The sequence below is a fragment of the Plesiocystis pacifica SIR-1 genome (genome assembly GCF_000170895.1).
Taxonomy (GTDB): Bacteria; Myxococcota_A; Polyangia; order Nannocystales; family Nannocystaceae; genus Plesiocystis; species Plesiocystis pacifica.
On sequence record NZ_ABCS01000015.1, the window covers coordinates 70,060 to 88,492 of the forward strand.

Genomic DNA, 18,433 nt, shown 5'->3' on the forward strand with positions numbered 1-18,433 from the left:
CGGAGGCCAGGCTCCGCTGCGGATGAGTCAATCTGACACGGCTCGCCCTGACCAGCGCGCGCTGTGCCGATTCGACACGCCGCGGACTCGCAGCCCTCGCGCTAGCGGTGCGCTGGAGCTTGGAACGCTTCGTGCACTAAAGCCTGGGCGTGACTACCACCGAACAACCAGACCAGTCTTCCTTTTGGTCTTTCGAATACCTCGACACCCCGCGCTTTCGTCTTCAGCAGATCGACCTCGCGCCCGGCGTCGAGTCGCTCCGATTGATCACCCACGGGCGCAAGCTCGACACGCCCGGCCTTCGACAAAAGCTCGATCGCCTGTACCGGGACCGCTTCTCCACGGCCAACGACGTCGAGGTCGATCTCGACGCGCGGGTCACCGAGGCGCCGCACCAGGCCTGGAGCCTCGCCGCCGAGGCGGCGGAGCGGGGCGTCGACCGCATCATCGCCCTGGGCGGAGACGGCCTCGTGAACGAGGTCGTCAACGGCATCCTCGAAGGGGCGCCGTCCCGCGAACAGCGGCCGGAGCTCGCGATCGTGCCGATCGGGACCGCCAACGACTTCGCCTACGCGGCCGACCTTCCTCCCGAGCTCGGGGCCGCCCTGTCCCTCGCCCTCGCGGGCCCCGCTCGCTCCGTCGACCTGGGGCGCGTGAACGAGCGCTGCTTCCTGAACGTCGCCAGCGGCGGCCCGCTGAGCGACGCCGCCGCGCGCATGCAGCCCAACCTCAAGGGGCTCCTCGGCGAGGTCTCCTACATCGTCGCGGCCTTGCTCGAGCTGCCCCGCGCCGAGCCCATGGCCCTGCGCGTGCGCAGCGGAGACTGGAGCTGGGAGGGGAACGCCCACGCGATGATCGTCGGCAACGGCATCCGCGGAGGCGGCGGCTTCGAGCTGTGCCCGAGCGCGCTCGTCAACGACGGCCGCCTCAACCTGTCGATCGTCCCCGCTGAGCTCGACTTCTCCGCGATGGTCCCGCTGGTGACCGACCGCAGCCTCGAGCAGGTCGAGGGCGTCATCTACCGCCCCTTCACCGAGCTCGAGCTCGAGTCCGACACCGACATCACCGTCAACCTCGACGGCGAGCCGACCGTGCTCAGCCGCGCCCACGTCGAGGTCCTCCCCCGCGCCCTCGACCTGTGCCTGCCCCGCGGCAGCTCCGTGCTCCAGGGCCCCCGGCTGGTCGCCTGACCCGGCGATCGCCCCTCCAACCCCACCTGTCACTACCCACGAAAGGAACCCCATGAAACTCTCCGCCATCATCACCGCCGCCGAACTCGACCAGCTCGCCAACTCGCTGTTTCCCCTGCGAATCGACCTGTCCGAGCCGGGCGAGACCGACCGCTTCCTCGAGCTCGACACCTGCGTCGACTCGCAGCTCGAGGCCGAGCAAGGCTCATGCTCGCCGCCCGCGGGAGCCGCACTGGCCCGACCGCTCCCTCGTCGAGCGCGTCCACATCGAGCGCGTCGACGTGCTGCTCGTGCCCCAGCTCGTGCCCTCGAGCAGCGGCCTCGCGCTGCGCCTGGGCCTGCGCTGCCAGGGCCTCGACCTGCGCTGGATCCCCGACCTCATCGATCGCGCCCTGGTCGAGACGATCAACGTCCGCATCGCCAAGTCGGCGCTGAGCTTCCGGTGGGACTTCTCGGACACCCTGAGCTTCTCCATCGAGAGCGAGGGCCCGCGCACGAACATCCGCTCCGTCGACTTCGAGCTCGACACCGCCACCTTGCAAGTCAGCGACCGCAGCGTCCGCCTCGCCGGGCCCATGTCCTTGAACATCAACCGCGAGACCGCCCTGGCGACCAGCGCCGAGGCCAACTGAGCCCGGCGAGAAAGCGACCACTCACCCCATGCCCCGACCCCAACGCCCCTTCCATGCCTCCTTGCTCCCCCTCACCTCGCTCGCCCTCGGGCTCTTCAGCGCCCAGGGCTGCACCATCGGACCGGCGCCGAGCGCCGAGCTGTTCACCGTCGAAGACGCCTACGCCCAGATGGAGTCTGACGCCAAGGCGCGGCCCCAGACGGCCGCGCTGAGCGAGCTCGACGGCCTCCCCTGCACCCTCGAGGCCCGGCCCGCCGTCGTGGTCAACGTCTTTCGATCGCTCAGCGGAGAGCTGGGCTCGGCCGGCGAGCCAGACGTCGTGCTCTACCGCGTGTGGCTCCCCCTCGAGGGCTGGAGCGAGGTCCGCTCGGCCGAGTGCGCCGACGACGACTGCTCCGCGGCGCCCCTCGGCTACGGCGAGCCCGGGCTCTACGAGTCCGGCGCCTACGCCTGCAGCGACTCCGTGATCGCGCGCGCGCAGATCGGCGACGCGGCCAGCTCCGGCCCCAGCGCCCGGGCGGCGAGCTGAGGTGGGCGCCATGAACCAGCGCACGCCCTCCCCCGCCATCCTCGCCATGCCCATGCCCGGTGACCTGGTGCTGGGCGGCTTTCGAATCATCGAGGTGATCGGGGCGGGGTCTTACGCCGTGGCCTACCGCGCCCAACAGCTGGGCACCGACCGCGACGCGGTCATCAAGGTCCCCCACGCGCACTTGCTAGCGAGCCCGCAGGGGCCCGAGCTGCGCCGCCGCTTCGCCGCAGAGGCCCGCGCCGCGACGCGCCTCGAGCACCCGCACATCGTCACCGTCTACCTCGTCGGCGAGACCCCGCGAGGGCTGCCCGCCATCGCCATGGAGTACGTGCCGGGCCAGACCCTCGGCTCGCGGCTCGCGCGGGGCGAGGTCCTCACCATGGGCGACGCGCTCCAGCTCGGACACCAGCTCAGCGACGCCCTCGCTGAGCTGCACGCCGCGGGCATCGTCCACCGCGACCTCTCCCCCGGCAACGTCATCCTCGAGGACACGTCGAGCGCGGGCCCGCTCGAGGCCAAGCTCCTCGACTTCGGGGTCGCCAGGCTCCTCGACGGCCCGCAGCGCAGCTCCGGCCCCGTCGGAACCCCGGGCTACATGGCGCCGGAGCAGTACCGCGGCGAGGCGGGGCCCAAGGTCGACGTCTACAGCCTCGGCGCGCTGCTGTGGTGGTGCTTCACCGGCCGCGAGCTCGAGCGGAGCGCCCCCCTGGGCCCCCGCCCCCGCATCGATCCCCGCGCCCACAACCCAGCCATCTCTCCCCCGCTCGCCGTGCTCATCGGCCAGGCCCTGGCCGCGCAGCCCTTCCGACGCCCCGCGATGGCCGAGTTCCACCGCCGCTGGGCCGGGACGATGAAGACCGCGGGCGCCCTCGACGAGCCCCTGCCGCGCCCGCCGTCGAGCCTCACGACCTCCAGCACCCTCGACGACCACGCGAACACAGACTCCGCCGAGCACGGGCGCTCGGCCAGCGCGACGTCCAGGACCCGCTCGAGCCAGCGCCCTCGCCGAGCGCCGCGCTGGAACCCCCCCAGCCGCGTCCTCAGGGAGCCCTCGAGCAGCCCGAACCCCTCGAGCCCCGAACCCCACCTGCGCGCGCCCCTCATCGAGCGGCTGCGGCGGCGCGACCCCGAGCTCCTCGCCAGGCGCCTGCGCTCGTTCATCGGGGGCGTCCCCGAGCACCTCGCGCAGATCGAAGTCGATCTGCGCCGAGCTGAGCTCGCGACGCTCCGAGAGCCCTGCGAGCGCCTGCGAAGCAGCGCCCGCTCGGTCGGCGCAGACGGCTTGGCCGTCCGCGCCCAGGCCATCGCCCGCGCGGCGAAGCGCGGGGCCCTCGACCGCGCGCGGGTGGAGCTCGCGGCCGCCGAGGCCGAGTTCCGCGCTCTTTTCCCGCGTGCCTTCGCGCTGATGCAGCAGCCCGCGCGCCCCACCTCACCCCCACTCACCCAGGAGAGCCATGACCCAGATCCCCAACTTGCAAATTACTGAACTCGACTGCCGCGGCCAGCAATGCCCTGCCCCCATCCTGGCGGTCGCCCGCCGGGCGATCAGCCTCGAAGACGGTAACTTCTTGCTCGTCCACGCCGACGACCCGGCCTTCCCCGCGGACCTGCGCGCGTGGGCAGACAGCGCCAGCGCCAAGCTGGTCCGCTTTCGAGAGCGCGACGGCCAGTTCGAGGCGCTGCTGCGCGTGGGCGAACTCGTCCACGACGCCGAACACGAGCTCGAGACCGCCGACGAACCCGCCTTGGCCTGGGGCCGCCCGCCGACTCCGGGCCGCCCACCGAGCCCGACGCCCCCCAGCCCCGCCGCGCACCTCCCCCGCCGCCCAGACACCGACGCTCCGCGGCGCCCCCGGGCCAACGGGCTCGAGAGAACGGCCCCCCATGAGGCCCCCGCCCCGACCTGGCACCAGACCCTCGACGTCCGCGGCCTGCAGCCCCCCGAGTCGATCGCCAACCTGACCACCGCCCACGACCGCGCCCTCCAAAACGCGGTCATCCGCGTGCTCGCAGACGACCCCGACTTCCCGCGGTCCCTGTACCGGTGGGTCGAGGACTCCGGCGCGTCCGTCATCCACATCGAGCACCGCGGCTTGGAGATCACCGCCCTCGTTCGCGTCAACCGCCCGACCCGCGCCGTGGCTCGACAGACCGACGCCGAGCCCCCCGCCGCCCCCAGCCGGGCGCGGTGCACCTTGCTCGTGCTCCACAACGACCACGAGGCCCTGCTCGCGGCCTTGCTCGTCGCCAACGGAGCCGCGGCGCAGGGGATGGAGACGAAGGTCTTCTTCACCTTCTGGGGCCTGAACTTGCTCCGCGGCGACCGGCCGAACCTCGCCGAGGCCCGCGAACGGGTCGGGCCGCTCCAGCGCCTGATGAAGTGGATGATGCCTCGAGGCCCCCGCCGCCAGCCCCTCGGCAAGCTGCACTTTGGCGGCCTCGGCAAGAACCTGCTGCGTCGCATCATGCGCGACCAGGATCTCATGCTCTTGCCCGACCTGATGCGCTCGGCCCAGGAGCTGGGCGTCCAGTTCACGGCCTGCACCATGAGTATGTCCGTCATGGGGATCACGCGCCGTGACCTCCACCCCCACCCCAACTTGAGCTACGGCGGCGTGTCGAGCTTCGTCGGCGACGCGCGAGGGGCTGAGCTCAGCTTGGTGTTCTGAGCCTCTCACCCCCGACCGACCCTCGAAGCGCCCGGGCCCCCGCGAGACAGCGGGGCCCGGGCGCTTTCGCGTCGAAGCTCCGCTGCCTCGCGGGGCCCGACGCCGAAGATCGAAGCGCCCGGGCTCCGCTGTCTCGCGGGGCCCGGGCGCTTCGGCGTGGCAGGGGACCGCGGCCTCGAGCCGCGGACGAGCTCAGCTCGCCAGCTTGATCTCGACCTTGCGATCATCGGACCAATCCTCGGGGTCATCACTCGCGCGGCGCTCACCGAGGCTGCGCGTCTCGATGCGACCGCCCTCGACGCCTTCGTCGACGAGGTAGTCCTTGACGGCGACGGAGCGCTGCAGGCCGAGGTCGAGGTTGTACTCGTTGCTGCCGCGGGGGTCCGTGTGCCCGACGACGACGAGGCCCTGGTAGCGCATCGGACCGGTGTCGAAGCACTGCGCCAGGAGCGTCAGCGTGCGCTCCGCCTTGTCGCTCACCTCCGCGCTGTCGTAGGCGAAGTAGGCCTCGTCCCTGGGCAGGAGGCACGCGTCCACGATGTTGTCGGCGATCCGGAGCTTGCCCATCATCGGGTTCTCGGGATCATCGGCGCCGGGCTCGACCGGCCGCGTCGCCGCGAGCTCGCCGGGCTCGAGCTTGCCGTCGATCGGCGCGGAGGGCTGATGCACCCGGGCGTGGCTCTCGGGGACCTCGGTGTCGAGGTGAACGCCTTGCTCCGGCGAGCACCCCAGGGAGACACAAATCGTGGTGGCAAAGAGTGGGTAGATTGAGCGTCGATATCGTTGACAGTTCATGTCTGGGAATGGGTGCAGAGTCTGTGCCAAGCTCGGTCGGGAGGCTCGAACAGCGCCTGCGGCTCTTTTGAAGCATCGCGGGCACAGCCTCGTGTCGAGTTGACACGGGGCGTGTCAGATCGAGCCATGGAGGAGCCCGAGGCCCGCACGCTCGGGGCTGACAGCCCGCCTCCGGCCCTCACAGCAGCGCTCTCGGGTTGGCACGGCAACTGCACTCTCTACTCCCCATGGACCAATTCGTATTTTCCAAGACCAACCTCGACCCGGAGGACGACCTCCATGAGAGCGACGACGCGAGCGCATCGAGTGAGCCGCTCAGCGCACCGCCTTACGAGCACGTGAACGCGACGCGCACCGACACCACCACCGACACACCGGATGAGCCCTCCGAGCACGAACCCGACCTGCGCGCACGACTCGAGAACATGAGCGAGCGCGCACGCGCGATGATCCGCAAGCACCCGCTGCGCGCCGTCGGTGGAGCCTTCACCGTCGGCGTCGCCGTCGGGAGCCTCACCCCCGGCTTCCTGGCCCGCCGAGTCATCGGCGCCAGCATCTGCATCCTCACCGACATCGCCGTCGACAAGCTCATCCCCCGCCTCCACTAGTCCCCCCGCAGCAAACGATGACGATCAATTCCATCCCCGACGCCCTCACTTCACCTCTCGACAGACTCTCGACCAAGCTCATCGGCTGGGGACAGACGGCCATCGAGATGCTCCCCAACTTCATCCTGGCCGTCCTCGTGGTCATCGGCTTTGGCCTCGTCGCCCGCCACGCCGGGCGCGCCCTGGCCCGGGCCCTCGACCGGCTGATGAACAACGAGGCGCTCTCGTCCTTGCTGTCCAACGTCGTCAAGGTCGCCTTCGTCATCGCCGGCCTGTCCATCGCGCTGAGCCTCCTGCACCTCGACAAGGCCGTGACCTCGCTCCTCGCCGGCGTCGGCGTCGTCGGCCTCGCGCTCGGCTTCGCCTTCCAAGACATCGCGGCGAACTTCATCTCCGGCGCGCTGCTGGCCTTTCGAGGCCCCTTTGACGCCGGCGACATCATCGAGGTCGAGGGCCGCACCGGCACCGTCGAGGAGATCCACCTGCGCCGCACGGTGCTCCGGACCTTCGACGGGTTGAACGTCATCGTCCCCAACAAGGACGTGTTCCAGAGCGTCCTGGTCAACTACTCCCGGACGGAGGAGCGCCGCGTGGATCTCGACCTCGGGGTCGCCTACTCCGACGACCTCGAGCGCGCCAAGGAGACCGCGCGCGAGGCCCTCGAGGACCTCTCCCTCCGCGACCTCGATCGACCCATCGAGGTCTTGTTCACGGGCTTTGGCGACAGCGCGATCAACCTCCAAGTCCGCGTGTGGCTCGCCGAGCCCACCCAATTCAGCTACCTCGAGGCCCGCTCGGACATGGTCATCGCCATCAAGTCGGCCTTTGACGCCGCAGGCCTCACGATCCCCTTCCCCATTCGAACCCTCGACTTTGGCGCGATGGAGGTCGGCGGCGCCTCGCTCGCGGAGGTCATCGAGATCCCGAGCTCGCAAGCTCAGGGACTGTGAACTTTTCACAGTCCCTGTCGACTTTTGCCCATCGCGGACGACGCCACGCCCTCCCTGCCCCACGTCCACGACTCATCAGATCAGCCATCACCGAAGTCGAGGCTTCGGCCTACGTCACCAAATCCACGCCCCCGCTTGCGGGGGCGACCACATGCCCTCTCAACGGCACGAACTCCATTGCCCACCAAGCCAAAGCGGAGGAGCGGAGCGACGAAGCGCCCCCGGTCCCAGACGCTCGTGGGGGCAAAACAGCACTCAGATCAGCCGTCACCGAAGTCGAGGCTTCGGCCTACCAAGGATGCTGTCACCGAATCCACGCCCCCGCTTGCGGGGGCGACCACATGCCCTCTCAACGGCACGAACTCCATTGCCCACCAAGCCAAAGCGGAGGAGCGGAGCGACGAAGCGCCCCCGGTCCCAGACGCTCGTGGGGGCAAAGCAGAAACTCAGAACTGAACGCCGAGGGTCAGGCGGGCGTTGATCGGCGGGCCCGCGGTCGTGTGCAGCACGGGGATCTCCCTGGCCGGCTCGCCGGGGCGCCAGTGGCTGGCGTAGTGGTACTCGCCCTCGCGCAGCGCCTGGTTGATGAGGTTCTCGACCTCGAGGTCGACCCGGAGCCAGCGCCAGCGGTAGCCGAGGGTCGCGTCGGTCCGCACCATCGTCGCCCCCCGCGCCCCGTGGGGCAGCGTGCGCGGGGCGACGGTCAAGGCCCGGAGCCCCGCCCGGAAGCCGCTGTCGTGGGTGACCACCGCGCGCGCCCCCGCGGTCAGCCAGGGGGCGAAGGGCACCCGCGCCCCCGAGCCGACGAAGCGCGCGTCGACCATCGTCAGGTCGGCGCTGAGGCTGAGCCAGGGCAGCGGGCTCGACGAGAGCACCAGCTCCCCGCCGAGGCGGCGCGTGCCGTTGAGGTCGAGGTTCACGCCCGAGACGTGGTCGAACACGGACTCGCGCTCGATGAAGGTGGCGAAGCCCGCGAGGCTGAAGCCGAGCCAGGCCGCCGGGGACCAGCGCGTCCCGAGCTCGACGCCGTCGGACACCGTCGCAACCGGAGCGCCGCCGGTGAACACCTCGTCGCCGAGGCCGACGCGGTTCGGATCGAAGCTCGAGAAGGCCCGGGCCTCCGGCGGCCGAAAGCCGCGACCGTAGGCCAGGAACAGCCCCCAGCGATCGCGCGGGCTCCACTCGGCGGTCAGCCGCGGCGAGACCACGGCGAGGGTGTCCCCGCCCCGCGCGTCGTCTTCGAGGCCGTCGCGCACGCCCACGTGGATCATGTCCACGCGCGCGCCAGCGTCGATCCGCACCCGCTCCCCCGGGGTCCAGCGCAGGCCCGCGAGCGCGTGGGCGATGAGCTGCACCCCGTCGAGCTCGCGGCGCTCGGCCAGCAGCTCGAGGCCCTGGCCCACGCTGCGCTCGCGCTGGCTGAACACGTCGCCGCGCAGCCCGAGCCCGGTCCGCAGCGCCAGAGACTCGAGCAGCCGCGACTCGTGGGTGGCGATGAGCCCAAAGGAGCCGGTCTCCTGGACCTGGTCCCGGCGATCGCCGTGTTCCGGGTTGATCAAGAACCCGGTGAAGTTCTCCAGCAGCTCGAGGCGGCGGTAGCCCCCGTAGCCGGTCAGCGCGAACTCGTGGTCGTCGCGCTCCCAGGCGTAGCGCAGCGAGGCGAGGCCCCGCGCGCTGGTCCCTCTGGCCAGGGGATCGTAGGCCCCGCGAAAGTCGACCAGCCCCGCCTCGACGTCGTCGTTGCGCAGCGTCCCCGGGAGCTCAAAGGCGGAGTAGCTGCCCAGGCCCGTCAGGTACGCGGCCCCGCCCGCGCCGAGGTCGAACAGGCGCACGCGGCCGTTGAAGGTCCCCCGGTCGATGCGCCGCCGGTCGCCGAAGCCGTCGTCGTGGGTCGCCTCGATGCCCACGAACTGCTGGCCGTCGCCCTCGGCCGGCGAGTAGCTCGTGAACACCCGGTGGCGGTTGGTCGTGCCCGCGGTGTAGGCCGCCCGCCAGCCGCGCTCGTCCAGGGGCGTCCCGAGCTGAAAGTCTGCGGAGCCGGCCATCGCAAAGGCGCCCTGCTCGAGGGTGAAGGGGCCCTTGGTGACCACGACGCCCTGGATCAGCTCCGGGATGATCAGCGCCAGGTCGAGGTAGCCCTGGGCGTGGATGTTGGACCACTCGTTGAGCGGCAGGCCGTCGAGGGTCAGCTCGAGGTCGGCGCCGTGGATGGCGTCGAAGCCCCGCATGAAAAATTGGTGGCCCTTGCCCTCGCTGCCGTGCTGCACGAGGGTCAAACCGGGGACCTGGCGCAGCACCTCCTCGGCGTTGCGGCGGGGCGCGGAGTCGATGTCCCGGGGCGTGAGCTGGGTGGTCGAGGCCGTCTCCGGCTGGGCGCGCGCGGGCACGGTCAGCTCGGTGACCTCTCCGCCCTCCCAGGTCAGCGCGACCGCGACCGGGCGCGCGCGGGCCTCGGGCGAGAGCTGCACCCGCGCGGCCGCGTAGTCGGGCGCGTCCAGGAGCAGGACCACCGGGCCGTCCGCGACCCCCTCGAGGGTGAAGCGGCCGTCCGCATTGGTGACGGCCGAGCGCTCCGAGCCCTCGACCTGGACGGTCACGCCCGGCACGCCGTAGTCGTCGAACTCTGCCTCCGTGACGCGCCCGGACACGGTCTCCGCGGACTCCGGCACCCTCGCCTGGGCGAGCGGCGCGGCGACCCACGCCGAGCCGAGTGTGAGCGCGAGGCTCAGGGGGAGTGCGCGTGAGAGTCGCAGTGTCCCTCTCCGTCGACGTGGCCGAGGGTCCCGCCCTGCGCGACGAGCCAGGCCCACAGATCCTCGACCTCGCCGGCGCTCCCGGGGTCGTAGCCGCCGATGTCCGCGGCCTCGAGCTCTGCGCGGGTGATCGCGCCGTCGTCGTCGGCGTCCGCGTCCGCGAGGGCCTGGAAGACCACCTGGGGCTCCTCCGCGACCAGGCTGTCGTAGAAGAAGTGGTCGGCGTGGACCGTGACCTGGAAGGTCGCCGCGCCGCCGTCGCTGACCGCCGTGGTGGTCTCGCAGGCGCTGTAGTGGGTCTCGCCCTCGAACACCCAGTCGAAGGTCTTGGTCACGCCCTCCTTGGTCGCCGAGCCCTGCATCGCGACGCGGGTGATCGCGTAGCTCGAGTCCGAGTGGTCGCCCGCCGGGACCCTCGCGCTGCCCACGGGGTGGCCCGCGCCCTCGGTGCCCACGGACAGATCGATGGACTCGGCCTCGACGATCTCGACGCCGCCGACGGTGACCTCCGCGACGCTGACGTCGAAGCGGTCGAAGCTCACCGACCAGCCGTCGGCCATCGCCTCGGCCGGGATGCCCAGCTCGATGAAGTCCTCGCCGTAGACGGTGACCTCGACCTCGCCCTCGCCCTCCTCGCCCGCGCAGGCGGGGAGCAGCGCGGCGCAGCAGGCCAGCGAGAGGAAGACACGCGCGGTGTTAGTTTTGAAGTGCGACTGCATAGTGATCGTGGGTTTGGAGCGTGCGTCGAAAGAGGTCGTAGGCGGCCGCGAGCTCGGCCTCGGCCGCGTCGGGCTGGATGACGAGCTCGCCGTCGCCGTCCGCGTCGAGGGCCGCGAAGTCGAGGCCGTCGAACAGGGTGTCGCCCTCGAGCGCGTCCGCCGTGTTGAAGCGCAGGGCCAGGGTGCCGGCGGCGTCCTCGTCGAGGCTGGCGTCGAAGGGGGCGCCGACCAGCTCGCGGTCCTCCGGGGAGTCCACGACGATGGTGAAGGCCGTGGTCACGCCGTCCTTGGTGGCGGAGCCAGAGACGATCGCGGTGTGCCCGACGAGGGGGTCTTCGGCGTCGAGGTCCTCGGCCGAGCCGCGCCCGAAGCCGAAGTTCGCCGCGCTGTAGGTCGTGGCGATCAAGGTGGCCACGCCCAGCTCTCGCCCCTCGTCCGCCGGCCAGTCGACCACGAAGGCGCCGAGCAGCTCCCCGGTCACCTCGCCGCCCTGGTAGTGCCCGGGGTGGGCGTGGGCCATGGGGATGAGCAACCCGTGGACCAGCCCGCCCGGCGAGGACACGGGCGCGGACTCGGCGTGCACCTCGCCCGCGACCGTGAACACGAGGTCCTCGATGGCGATCCGCGCCGAGCTCAGCTCGACCGCGTAGCCCAGGTCCGTGGTGACCGGGACGGCCCCCGAGGCGTCGACCACCACGGGCAAGTCGACGCGCGGGGCCTCGCTGGGCGCGGCGCAGGCCACCGCGCCCGTGAGCACCAGCGAAGCCACGACGCAGGCCGAGCCCCGGGTCACGTCAGCGCCCCCGGCAAGTCGGCGCGGCTGTAGACCGCCCGGCCGTGCAGCACCCCGGGCAGGCCGATGAGGTGGTTGGCGACGTGCTTGATCTCGTCGGGGTGCCCGCGGAGCACGACGACCTCGAGGCAGGCGTGCTCGGACACGTGGATGTGCATCGACGAGAGCACCACGTCGTGGTGCTCGTGGCCGTGCTCCTCGATCTGCCGGGACAGGCGGCGCTTGGCGTGGTCGTAGATCAAGGTCACCGAGGCGACCGCCTCCTCGGCGCCCTCGCCCCACTCCTCCTCGACGAGGCGCGCCCGGATCAGGTCGCGCACCGCCTCGGATCGGTTGCCGTGGCCGCTGTTTTCGACGAAGCGATCGAAGCGGTCCATGAGCTCTTGTTCAATCGATAAACTGGCGCGGACGAGGTCAGACATCGTTTTGAGACCGGTGTTACGAGTCTCAAACCATGTAACACCGTCTCTGCGCGCGGTCAATTGCGCGCGTCGTTTCGCTTGGATGTCGCGCCCCCTACGGCGTCAGCACGGCGTCGGCGCGGCGACGCGTTTTTTGGCGCAGCGTCGCAAAGCGCTGCGCCGCCTCGTCGCCCAGCTGCCCCCCGCGCAAGGCTTCGAACAGCGGACAATTGTCCAACCATAGCGCGTCGGTGAGCAGCAGCTCCGCGGCGACCTCGAGGTAGTGCAGGGCACGCTCGAGGTCCCCGTGGTAGGCGCACTGCTCCGCGATGATCTGCGTGAAGTAGGTCTGCGCCCGGGTGTTGCTCGACTGCCCCATGGCGACATTGTAGAAGCCCTCGATCGCCGCGATGTCGTAGTCGGCGAGCAAGGTCTGGGCGAGGGTGTGGGCGACCCGCTCGGCGTTGTCCCAGCTCGTCGGATCGCTCTGGTCTCGGGCCCACTCGATGCGCGAGCGGTCCCCGGTCCACGCCCCGACCCGCAGCTGCATGAGCGCCGTCGGCATGCGGTAGCGATCCGAGGACGCGCTCAGCTCGTCGACGAGGCGCTGGTAGCCGTCGAGATCGCCGCGCAGGGCCTTGTAGCGGGCCAGGTCGCCCTTGCACCACTCGAGCTCCGGATCGAGCTGCAGGGCCTGCTCGAGGTGGGCGACGCCGCGGGCGGGCTTGGGCCCCTCGATGAGCAGGCGGCCGAGGTACTCGTGGGCCAGAGCACAGGTCGGGGCGATGCGCAGAGCCTCGCGCAGGTGCAGGGCGCCGCCGCGCAGGTCCGCGTTTTGGATCGCCAGGGCCGCGGCGGCCACCCGAGTCTCGGCGTGGTCCGGCGCCCACTCCATGGCCATGGCGACCGCCTCGGCGCACTCCCGCGGCCAGTCGTAGTCCGCGTCGACGTCCCCCTCGGGCAAGAACCACCCGCGCATGCTCGCAAAGGCCAGGCCGGCCAGCGCCGCCTTGAAGCGCGGCGCCCGGGCCAGGGTCTGCTTGTAGAGCGCGATGGCCCCGTCGGGCCCGCGCAGGCGCCACAGCAGCTTGGCCGAGCGCGCGCGCATGTAGCTCTCGATCGCCTCGAGGTCGTCGGGCACGTCGTCGCCGATGATCTCCAGCTCCACGCGCAGGGCCTCGGCGATGCGCTTGCACAGCTTGTCCTGGATCTCGAACACGTCGGCGAACTCGCCGTCGAAGCGGTCGGACCACAGCTGGAAGCCGCCCTCGACGTCGAGCACCCGGGCCGAGACCCGCAGCCGAGGCCCGCGGTCCCCCGGACCTTGGGAGCGCTGGGCGTCCAGGGAGCCCACCAGCTGCACGGTCCCGTCGACGATCAGCGCGACCCCGAGCTCGCGGCCCAGGGTCCGAGGGTCGCGCTCGTCGAGCTCGCCAAAGCGCCGCGTGGCCCCGGCGCTCGACACCTCGAGGCCGCGGGTCTGCGAGAGCAGGTCGGTGAGCTCCTCGAGCATGGCGTCGACGAGGTAGGCCGAGTCCGCGGGCCCGCGGTAGCGAAAGGGCAGCACGGCCAGGGGCTTGCCCCGCCGACCCAGGCCCAGGCTGCTCGAGGTCCCGAACATGCGCCGCGAGGTGGTGGTGGGTGCCCCGGCGCGGGAGCGCAGCTCGACCGAGCCCGTCCCTGAGCCTGTATCGGAGCCAGTCCCCGAATCCGCCCCGATCCCGGTCCGCGACTCGGGGCCCGAGCGGGGCTCTTCGCCAGGCCCCACCGTCCCCAATGGCGCGCCCGTGGCCATCTCCGTCGCGAGCCCGGTGTCCGCCTCGATGTCGACGCGCCGCTCGGACTCGGTCAAGGTCCGCGCACCGGGAGCCCCGAGCTCCCCCCGCAGCCCGTCGAGCTCGGCCAGGAAGGCCAGGGCGTCGACGTAGCGCTGGCCCGGATCGCGGGCCAGGGTGCGCGCGAGCAGAGGCCGCATGGCCCCGGGGATGGCCTCCTCGTCGAGGGCCACGGGCTCCTCGCGCAGCCGCGCCAGCGCCAGCGCCACGGCGTTGTCGCCCGAGAAGGGCAGCCGCCCCGCGAGCATCTCGAAGATCATCAGGCCGAGGGCGTAGAGGTCCGTGGCCGGGGTCGTCTCCTCGCCCGCGACCTGCTCCGGCGCCATGTAGGCCGGCGTGCCCAGCATGCCCCGGCCGCCCCCGCCGACGGTCTGCTCAGCGCTCATGCGCGCGACCCCAAAGTCCGTCAGCGCCACCCGCATCGCGCTCGCGCCCCGGGTCTGCGGGCCGCCGGACAGGTCGAGCAGGACGTTGCTGGGCTTGAGGTCGCGGTGGATGATGCCCGCGGCGTGGGCCGAACCCAGGCCCGCGGCGATCTGCCCGGCGAGCTCGACGACCCGGGCGGGGTTGGGCCGAAACTTGCGCAGCCAGTCGCGCAGGTTCGAGCCCTCGACGAGCTCCATGGTCAAAAAGTGCAGGCCGCCGTGCTCGCCCAGGTCGTAGGTGCGGGCGACGTTGTGGTGGGTGACGCGACGGGCCAGTCGGACCTCCCGGCGAAAGCGCTCGACCGAGGACCCGCTCGTCGACGCGGCGTCCAGCAGCTTGAGGGCGATGCGCTCGTCGAGCTCCCGGTCGTGGACCCGGTACACCGAGCCCATCCCGCCCCGGCCCAGCAGCGCCTCGACGCGGTAGCGCCCCGCGAACAGCTCGCCGACCACGGGCAGCGGTGCGTCGGGACCCGGGCGCATGGACGCAGGTTAGCAAGAAGCGGCGAAGGTCAAAGCCGCCGGCGCGGGCAGACCCGAGCGCGGACCAGATCGCGGCCCTCGGCGCCCCCGCGCCGGCTATGCTCGCGCCATGCGTGCCCGCCTCGAGCTCCTCGCCCCGTGCACCCTGCTCGCCCTCGCCCTGGCCGCCCTCGCGCCCCAGCCCGGCGTGGGGGCCCGCGCGAGCACCAGCGCCCCCGCGCCCGCGAGCTCCCATGCCGACGCGAGCCCGAGCGCAGCGCGGACCCCCCTGGACTACCGGGTGTCCATGGCACAGCCGCAGCGCCACGAGTTCACGCTGAGTTTGCGCTTTGCCGATCTACCAGGCCCGAGCGCGACTGTGGAGCTACCCAAGTGGAACCCCGGCGCCTACCACCTCACCAACGCCCACCGCAACGTGCGCGGCGTGGTCGCCCGCCCGCTCGAGTCCGGCGATGACGCGACCTTCCCGGTGCGCAAGCTCGACGAGAACACCTGGCTGGTCGAGCACGGCGGCGCGCCCTTCCAGCTCGACTACCGGGTCTACTGCGGGAGCTACCGGGGCATCGACGAGTGCTTCCTCGACGACTCGATGGGCTTTTTCAACGCGGCCTACCTGTTCATGTACGCCGTCGGCCACAAGCACCGGCCGATCACCCTGACCGTCGACGACCTCCCCGGGGGCGAGGACGCGGCCGTGGCCACGGGCCTGCCCGACGCGCCCAAGCTGCCCCGCAAGCTGCGCGGGCGAAAGTTCTGGGCCGAGCACTACGACGCGCTGGTCGACAGCCCGGTCCACGCCGGCGCCTTCGAGACCCTCGAGTTCGAGCTCCACGGTCGACCCGTCGCCATGGTCATGGCCGGGGCCATGGCCGACGAGGGGGTCTACGAGGCCGCCGCCATCCGCGGCGAGGTCCAGCGGATCACCGAGACCTCCGCGGCCATCTTTGGCCCCCCCGAGACCGCCCTGCCCTTCGCCGACTACACCTTCATCTACCACCTGCGCCCGGACACCGGCGGCGGCCTCGAGCACCGCAACTCCACGGTCATCGGCGTCGACCCCTGGGACTTCGCCGACGCCCGCGGGCGCCAGCGCTTTTGGTCCGTGACCGCCCACGAGTTCTTCCACCTGTGGAACGTCAAGCGCATCCGCCCCGCCGTGCTCGGGCCCTTCGACTACGATCGGGAGGTCCACACGACCATGCTGTGGTTCTCCGAGGGCTTCACCAGCTACTACGCCGCGCTGATCCTCGCCCGCGCCGGCCTCGTCGACGAGCGCGGCACCCTGGCCTCCCTCGCCCGGCGGATCCGCGCCGTCGAGCTGCGCCCCGGCAACGCGCTGATCAGCGTCGAGCAGGCCTCGTGGGAGACCTGGGCCAAGCCCGACGACTACGACAAGGCCCACTACTCCTACTACGACAAGGGCGCGGCCCTGGGGCTGATCCTCGACCTGCAGCTGCGCGCCTCGAGCCGCGGCCAGCGGAGCACGGACACGGTGTTCCAGGAGCTGTGGCGGCGCTGGCTCGACACCGGCCTGGGCCTGACGCCCGCCGAGCTCGAGCAGGTCTTCGTCGACCAGGCCGGCCCCGACCCCGCGGGCGAAGAGGCCGTGCGCGCCATCTTCCGCGACCACGTCCGCGGCACCGCGCCCATCGACTACGACCGCTACCTCGGCCTGGCCGGCTACCGCCTCGAGCGGGTCGTCGATGACCCCGGGCCGTGGATCGACGCCGCCGCGATCTGGGACGGCGAGCAGCTCGTGCTCCGCAGCGTCAAGCACGGCGGCCCGGCCGACGCCGCGGGCCTTGGAGACGGCGACGCGCTCGTGGCCATCGACGGCCACGGCGTGTCCGACGACAGCTACCCGCGGCAGCTGAAGTCCCTGACCATCGGCGAGCCGCACAGCTTCACCGTGCTCCGCGGCGGGCGGACCGTCGAGGCCGAGGTCGTGCCCGTCGAGGGCGGCAAGCAGCGCTTCACCATCGTCGAGGTCGACGAGCCCACGGCCGCCCAGACCCTGCTGCGGCGGCAGTGGCTCGGGCTGCCCGAGGGCGCCCCGACCCGCTGAGCGAGACTCTGCTCGCCTTGCCCCGGTCCACGCGAGCTGCGACCCGGAGGAGGCCCAGCCCTCGCCGCTGCTGCGCGAGCTCGTCGACAGCTTTGGCGAGGCGGGGCTCGACTGCAACGCCTGCGAGCACGTCGGCATCGCCGCGCTCTGACTCGAAGATTCACTCCGGCTCCAGCGGCAGGAGCTGACCGCGGATGTCCCCGTAGTAGAGCATCGACCTGCGCCTCGGCTCGCACTTCGCCCTCTACCGCCAGCCCCTCGTCCCCTTCCTCGACGCCCGCGACGCGGCCAGCATCGAGCAGCACGTCGAGCACATCGAGATCCCCGAGCGGGAGGGCTTCGTGCTGCAACCTGGGCCTTCGCCCTCGGCACGACCCTCGAGCGCGTGCGCGTGCCGGCCGATCTGGTCGCCCGCGTCGAGGGCCGCAGCAGCATCGGCCGCCTCGCCGTGGTCGTCCACGCCACCGCCGGCTTCATCGACCCGGGCTTCGAAGGCCAGATCACCCTCGAGCTGTCCAACCTGGGCCGCTGCGCGGTCAAGCTCTACCCCGGCATGCGGATCAGCCAGATCGTGTTCCACGAGATGAAGAGCCCCGCCGAGCGCCCCTACGGAGCGGCGCGCGGCAGCAAGTACCAGGGCCAGGAGGGGCCGGTGGCCTCCCGCATCGGCAAGGATCGCTGAGCCCAACGCTCAGCCCCGGGCGATAGACTGGCGCAGGGCCTCGCGCATGCTCGCGACGATCGTCGCCCCGCCCAGGTCCAGGCCCTCGTGGACCAGCTCGAGGGCGATCGCCGGCCGAATGCCCGCGACGAGGGTGTTCACGCCGACCAGGCCCGTGGCCGCGATCAGCCGGCCCAACCAGCTGACGACCCGCATCGAGGCCCGCGCCAGCCCGGTCAGGTCGAGGATCAGCGACTTCGTCCCCGCCCGCGCGACCGCGTCGAGGATGGTCGCGCTGAGCTCCTCGAGGGCGTCCTCGGGCAGGTTGCCGAGCACCGGGACCATCACCACGCCGTCGCCCACGGGGATCACCGGCATGGCCAGGCGCTGGATCTCCGCCTGCTGGACCCCGATCATCTCGAGCTGCGCTGCGAGCCTGCGCTCGCGGGCCTTGAACGCGGACAGCTCGTGCCAGACCACGAGCATCGCCGGGCCGCGGGCGAGCTCCACGGGCGTCAGGCTGACCTGCACGGGGAAGTGCTCGCCGTCGAGGCGCCGGTGCATCCACTCGAAGGAGTGGTAGCCCCGCGCGCGGGCCGTACCGTCCATCTCGCGGCTCTTCTCCATGGACTCGCGCCCGTCCGGCTGGCGCTCGGGGGAGAACTCCGCGGGGTGGCGCTTCAGGAAGTCCTGCTTGTCCGCGGCCCGCATCATCGTCAGGGCCTGAGAGTTGCAATCGATGATGCCGCTGTCGTCGAACAAGAACAGCGCGTCCGAGGCGTGCTCGAACATCACCCGAAAGATCTCGCTCGCGTCCTCGGTCTGGACCCGCAGCGCCCGCTCGCGCGCGAGCTCGACGCGCAGGCTCTCGACCTCGCGCTCGAGCGCACGCAGCCGGTCATCCGAGTCCACCACGGCCCCA

At 71.6% G+C, this 18,433-nt stretch carries 15 protein-coding genes and 1 pseudogene; 9 read left to right on the forward strand and 7 right to left on the reverse strand.

Going from position 1 to position 18,433, the window contains the following annotated elements; genetic code table 11:
* Positions 1–149: 149 nt before the first annotated feature.
* The 5 genes from PPSIR1_RS10045 (at position 150) to PPSIR1_RS10065 (ending at position 5,023) form a co-directional block, all read left to right on the forward strand.
* Positions 150–1,190, forward strand: coding sequence for a diacylglycerol/lipid kinase family protein (locus PPSIR1_RS10045; protein ID WP_232296457.1), 1,041 nt, complete (start codon positions 150–152; stop codon positions 1,188–1,190).
* A gap of 281 nt (positions 1,191–1,471) precedes the next feature.
* On the forward strand, positions 1,472–1,822 hold the full coding sequence (locus tag PPSIR1_RS10050; protein ID WP_006970925.1) for a hypothetical protein: 351 nt from the start codon (positions 1,472–1,474) through the stop codon (positions 1,820–1,822).
* A gap of 61 nt (positions 1,823–1,883) precedes the next feature.
* Positions 1,884–2,351, forward strand: a complete 468-nt coding sequence (locus PPSIR1_RS10055) for a hypothetical protein (RefSeq protein WP_006970926.1) — start codon at positions 1,884–1,886, stop codon at positions 2,349–2,351.
* 10 nt (positions 2,352–2,361) lie between these two features.
* On the forward strand, positions 2,362–3,840 hold the full coding sequence (locus tag PPSIR1_RS42335) for a protein kinase domain-containing protein (RefSeq protein WP_006970927.1): 1,479 nt from the start codon (positions 2,362–2,364) through the stop codon (positions 3,838–3,840).
* Positions 3,809–5,023: a DsrE/DsrF/DrsH-like family protein gene (locus PPSIR1_RS10065; protein WP_086001188.1), complete on the forward strand. Its 1,215-nt coding sequence runs from the start codon at positions 3,809–3,811 to the stop codon at positions 5,021–5,023. Before PPSIR1_RS42335 ends, PPSIR1_RS10065 begins: the two co-directional genes overlap by 32 nt.
* 192 nt (positions 5,024–5,215) lie before the next feature.
* Here the strand turns inward: PPSIR1_RS10065 and PPSIR1_RS10070 are convergent, their stop codons facing one another.
* A complete protein-coding gene (locus PPSIR1_RS10070) occupies positions 5,216–5,692 on the reverse strand; it encodes an OmpA family protein (RefSeq protein ID WP_006970929.1) in 477 nt (158 codons plus the stop codon).
* 353 nt (positions 5,693–6,045) lie between these two features.
* On the opposite strand from PPSIR1_RS10070, the gene PPSIR1_RS10075 reads away from it, so the two are divergent.
* Both PPSIR1_RS10075 and PPSIR1_RS10080 read left to right on the forward strand, forming a co-directional pair.
* Positions 6,046–6,426 carry a hypothetical protein gene (locus PPSIR1_RS10075; RefSeq protein WP_006970930.1) on the forward strand — a complete coding sequence of 127 codons (381 nt, stop codon included), beginning with the start codon at positions 6,046–6,048 and terminating at the stop codon, positions 6,424–6,426.
* 17 nt (positions 6,427–6,443) lie between these two features.
* Positions 6,444–7,376, forward strand: coding sequence for a mechanosensitive ion channel family protein (locus PPSIR1_RS10080; RefSeq protein ID WP_006970931.1), 933 nt, complete (start codon positions 6,444–6,446; stop codon positions 7,374–7,376).
* A gap of 446 nt (positions 7,377–7,822) precedes the next feature.
* Here the strand turns inward: PPSIR1_RS10080 and PPSIR1_RS10085 are convergent, their stop codons facing one another.
* The 5 genes from PPSIR1_RS10085 to PPSIR1_RS42340 form a co-directional block, all read right to left on the reverse strand.
* Positions 7,823–10,045 (reverse strand): TonB-dependent receptor, encoded by a 2,223-nt coding sequence (locus tag PPSIR1_RS10085; RefSeq protein WP_006970932.1) that lies wholly within the window; start codon positions 10,043–10,045, stop codon positions 7,823–7,825.
* Positions 10,046–10,101: 56 nt separating this feature from the next.
* Complete coding sequence (locus PPSIR1_RS10090; protein WP_006970933.1) at positions 10,102–10,848, reverse strand: hypothetical protein; 747 nt, start codon at positions 10,846–10,848, stop codon at positions 10,102–10,104.
* The gene (locus PPSIR1_RS10095; protein ID WP_006970934.1) at positions 10,826–11,641 is read right to left on the reverse strand and encodes a hypothetical protein; all 816 of its coding nucleotides are present in this window, start codon (positions 11,639–11,641) and stop codon (positions 10,826–10,828) included. The genes PPSIR1_RS10090 and PPSIR1_RS10095 overlap by 23 nt, the downstream gene beginning before the upstream one ends.
* Entirely contained in the window at positions 11,638–12,063 is a 426-nt protein-coding gene (gene nikR, locus PPSIR1_RS10100; RefSeq protein ID WP_045115748.1) for a nickel-responsive transcriptional regulator NikR, read from the reverse strand. The genes PPSIR1_RS10095 and nikR overlap by 4 nt, the downstream gene beginning before the upstream one ends.
* 94 nt (positions 12,064–12,157) lie before the next feature.
* Positions 12,158–14,785, reverse strand: coding sequence for a serine/threonine-protein kinase (locus PPSIR1_RS42340; protein ID WP_006970936.1), 2,628 nt, complete (start codon positions 14,783–14,785; stop codon positions 12,158–12,160).
* 109 nt (positions 14,786–14,894) lie between these two features.
* Here PPSIR1_RS42340 and PPSIR1_RS10110 point away from each other — a divergent pair, with 109 nt between their 5' ends.
* Positions 14,895–16,850: a M61 family metallopeptidase gene (locus PPSIR1_RS10110; protein ID WP_006970937.1), complete on the forward strand. Its 1,956-nt coding sequence runs from the start codon at positions 14,895–14,897 to the stop codon at positions 16,848–16,850.
* Between the two features lie 338 nt (positions 16,851–17,188).
* Positions 17,189–17,532 (forward strand): annotated as a pseudogene (gene dcd, locus PPSIR1_RS50725) (dCTP deaminase); the annotation flags it as partial.
* A 9-nt stretch (positions 17,533–17,541) separates the two neighbouring features.
* Here the strand turns inward: dcd and PPSIR1_RS10120 are convergent.
* Positions 17,542–18,426, reverse strand: coding sequence for a PAS domain-containing protein (locus tag PPSIR1_RS10120; RefSeq protein ID WP_157595393.1), 885 nt, complete (start codon positions 18,424–18,426; stop codon positions 17,542–17,544).
* Positions 18,427–18,433: the final 7 nt, after the last annotated feature.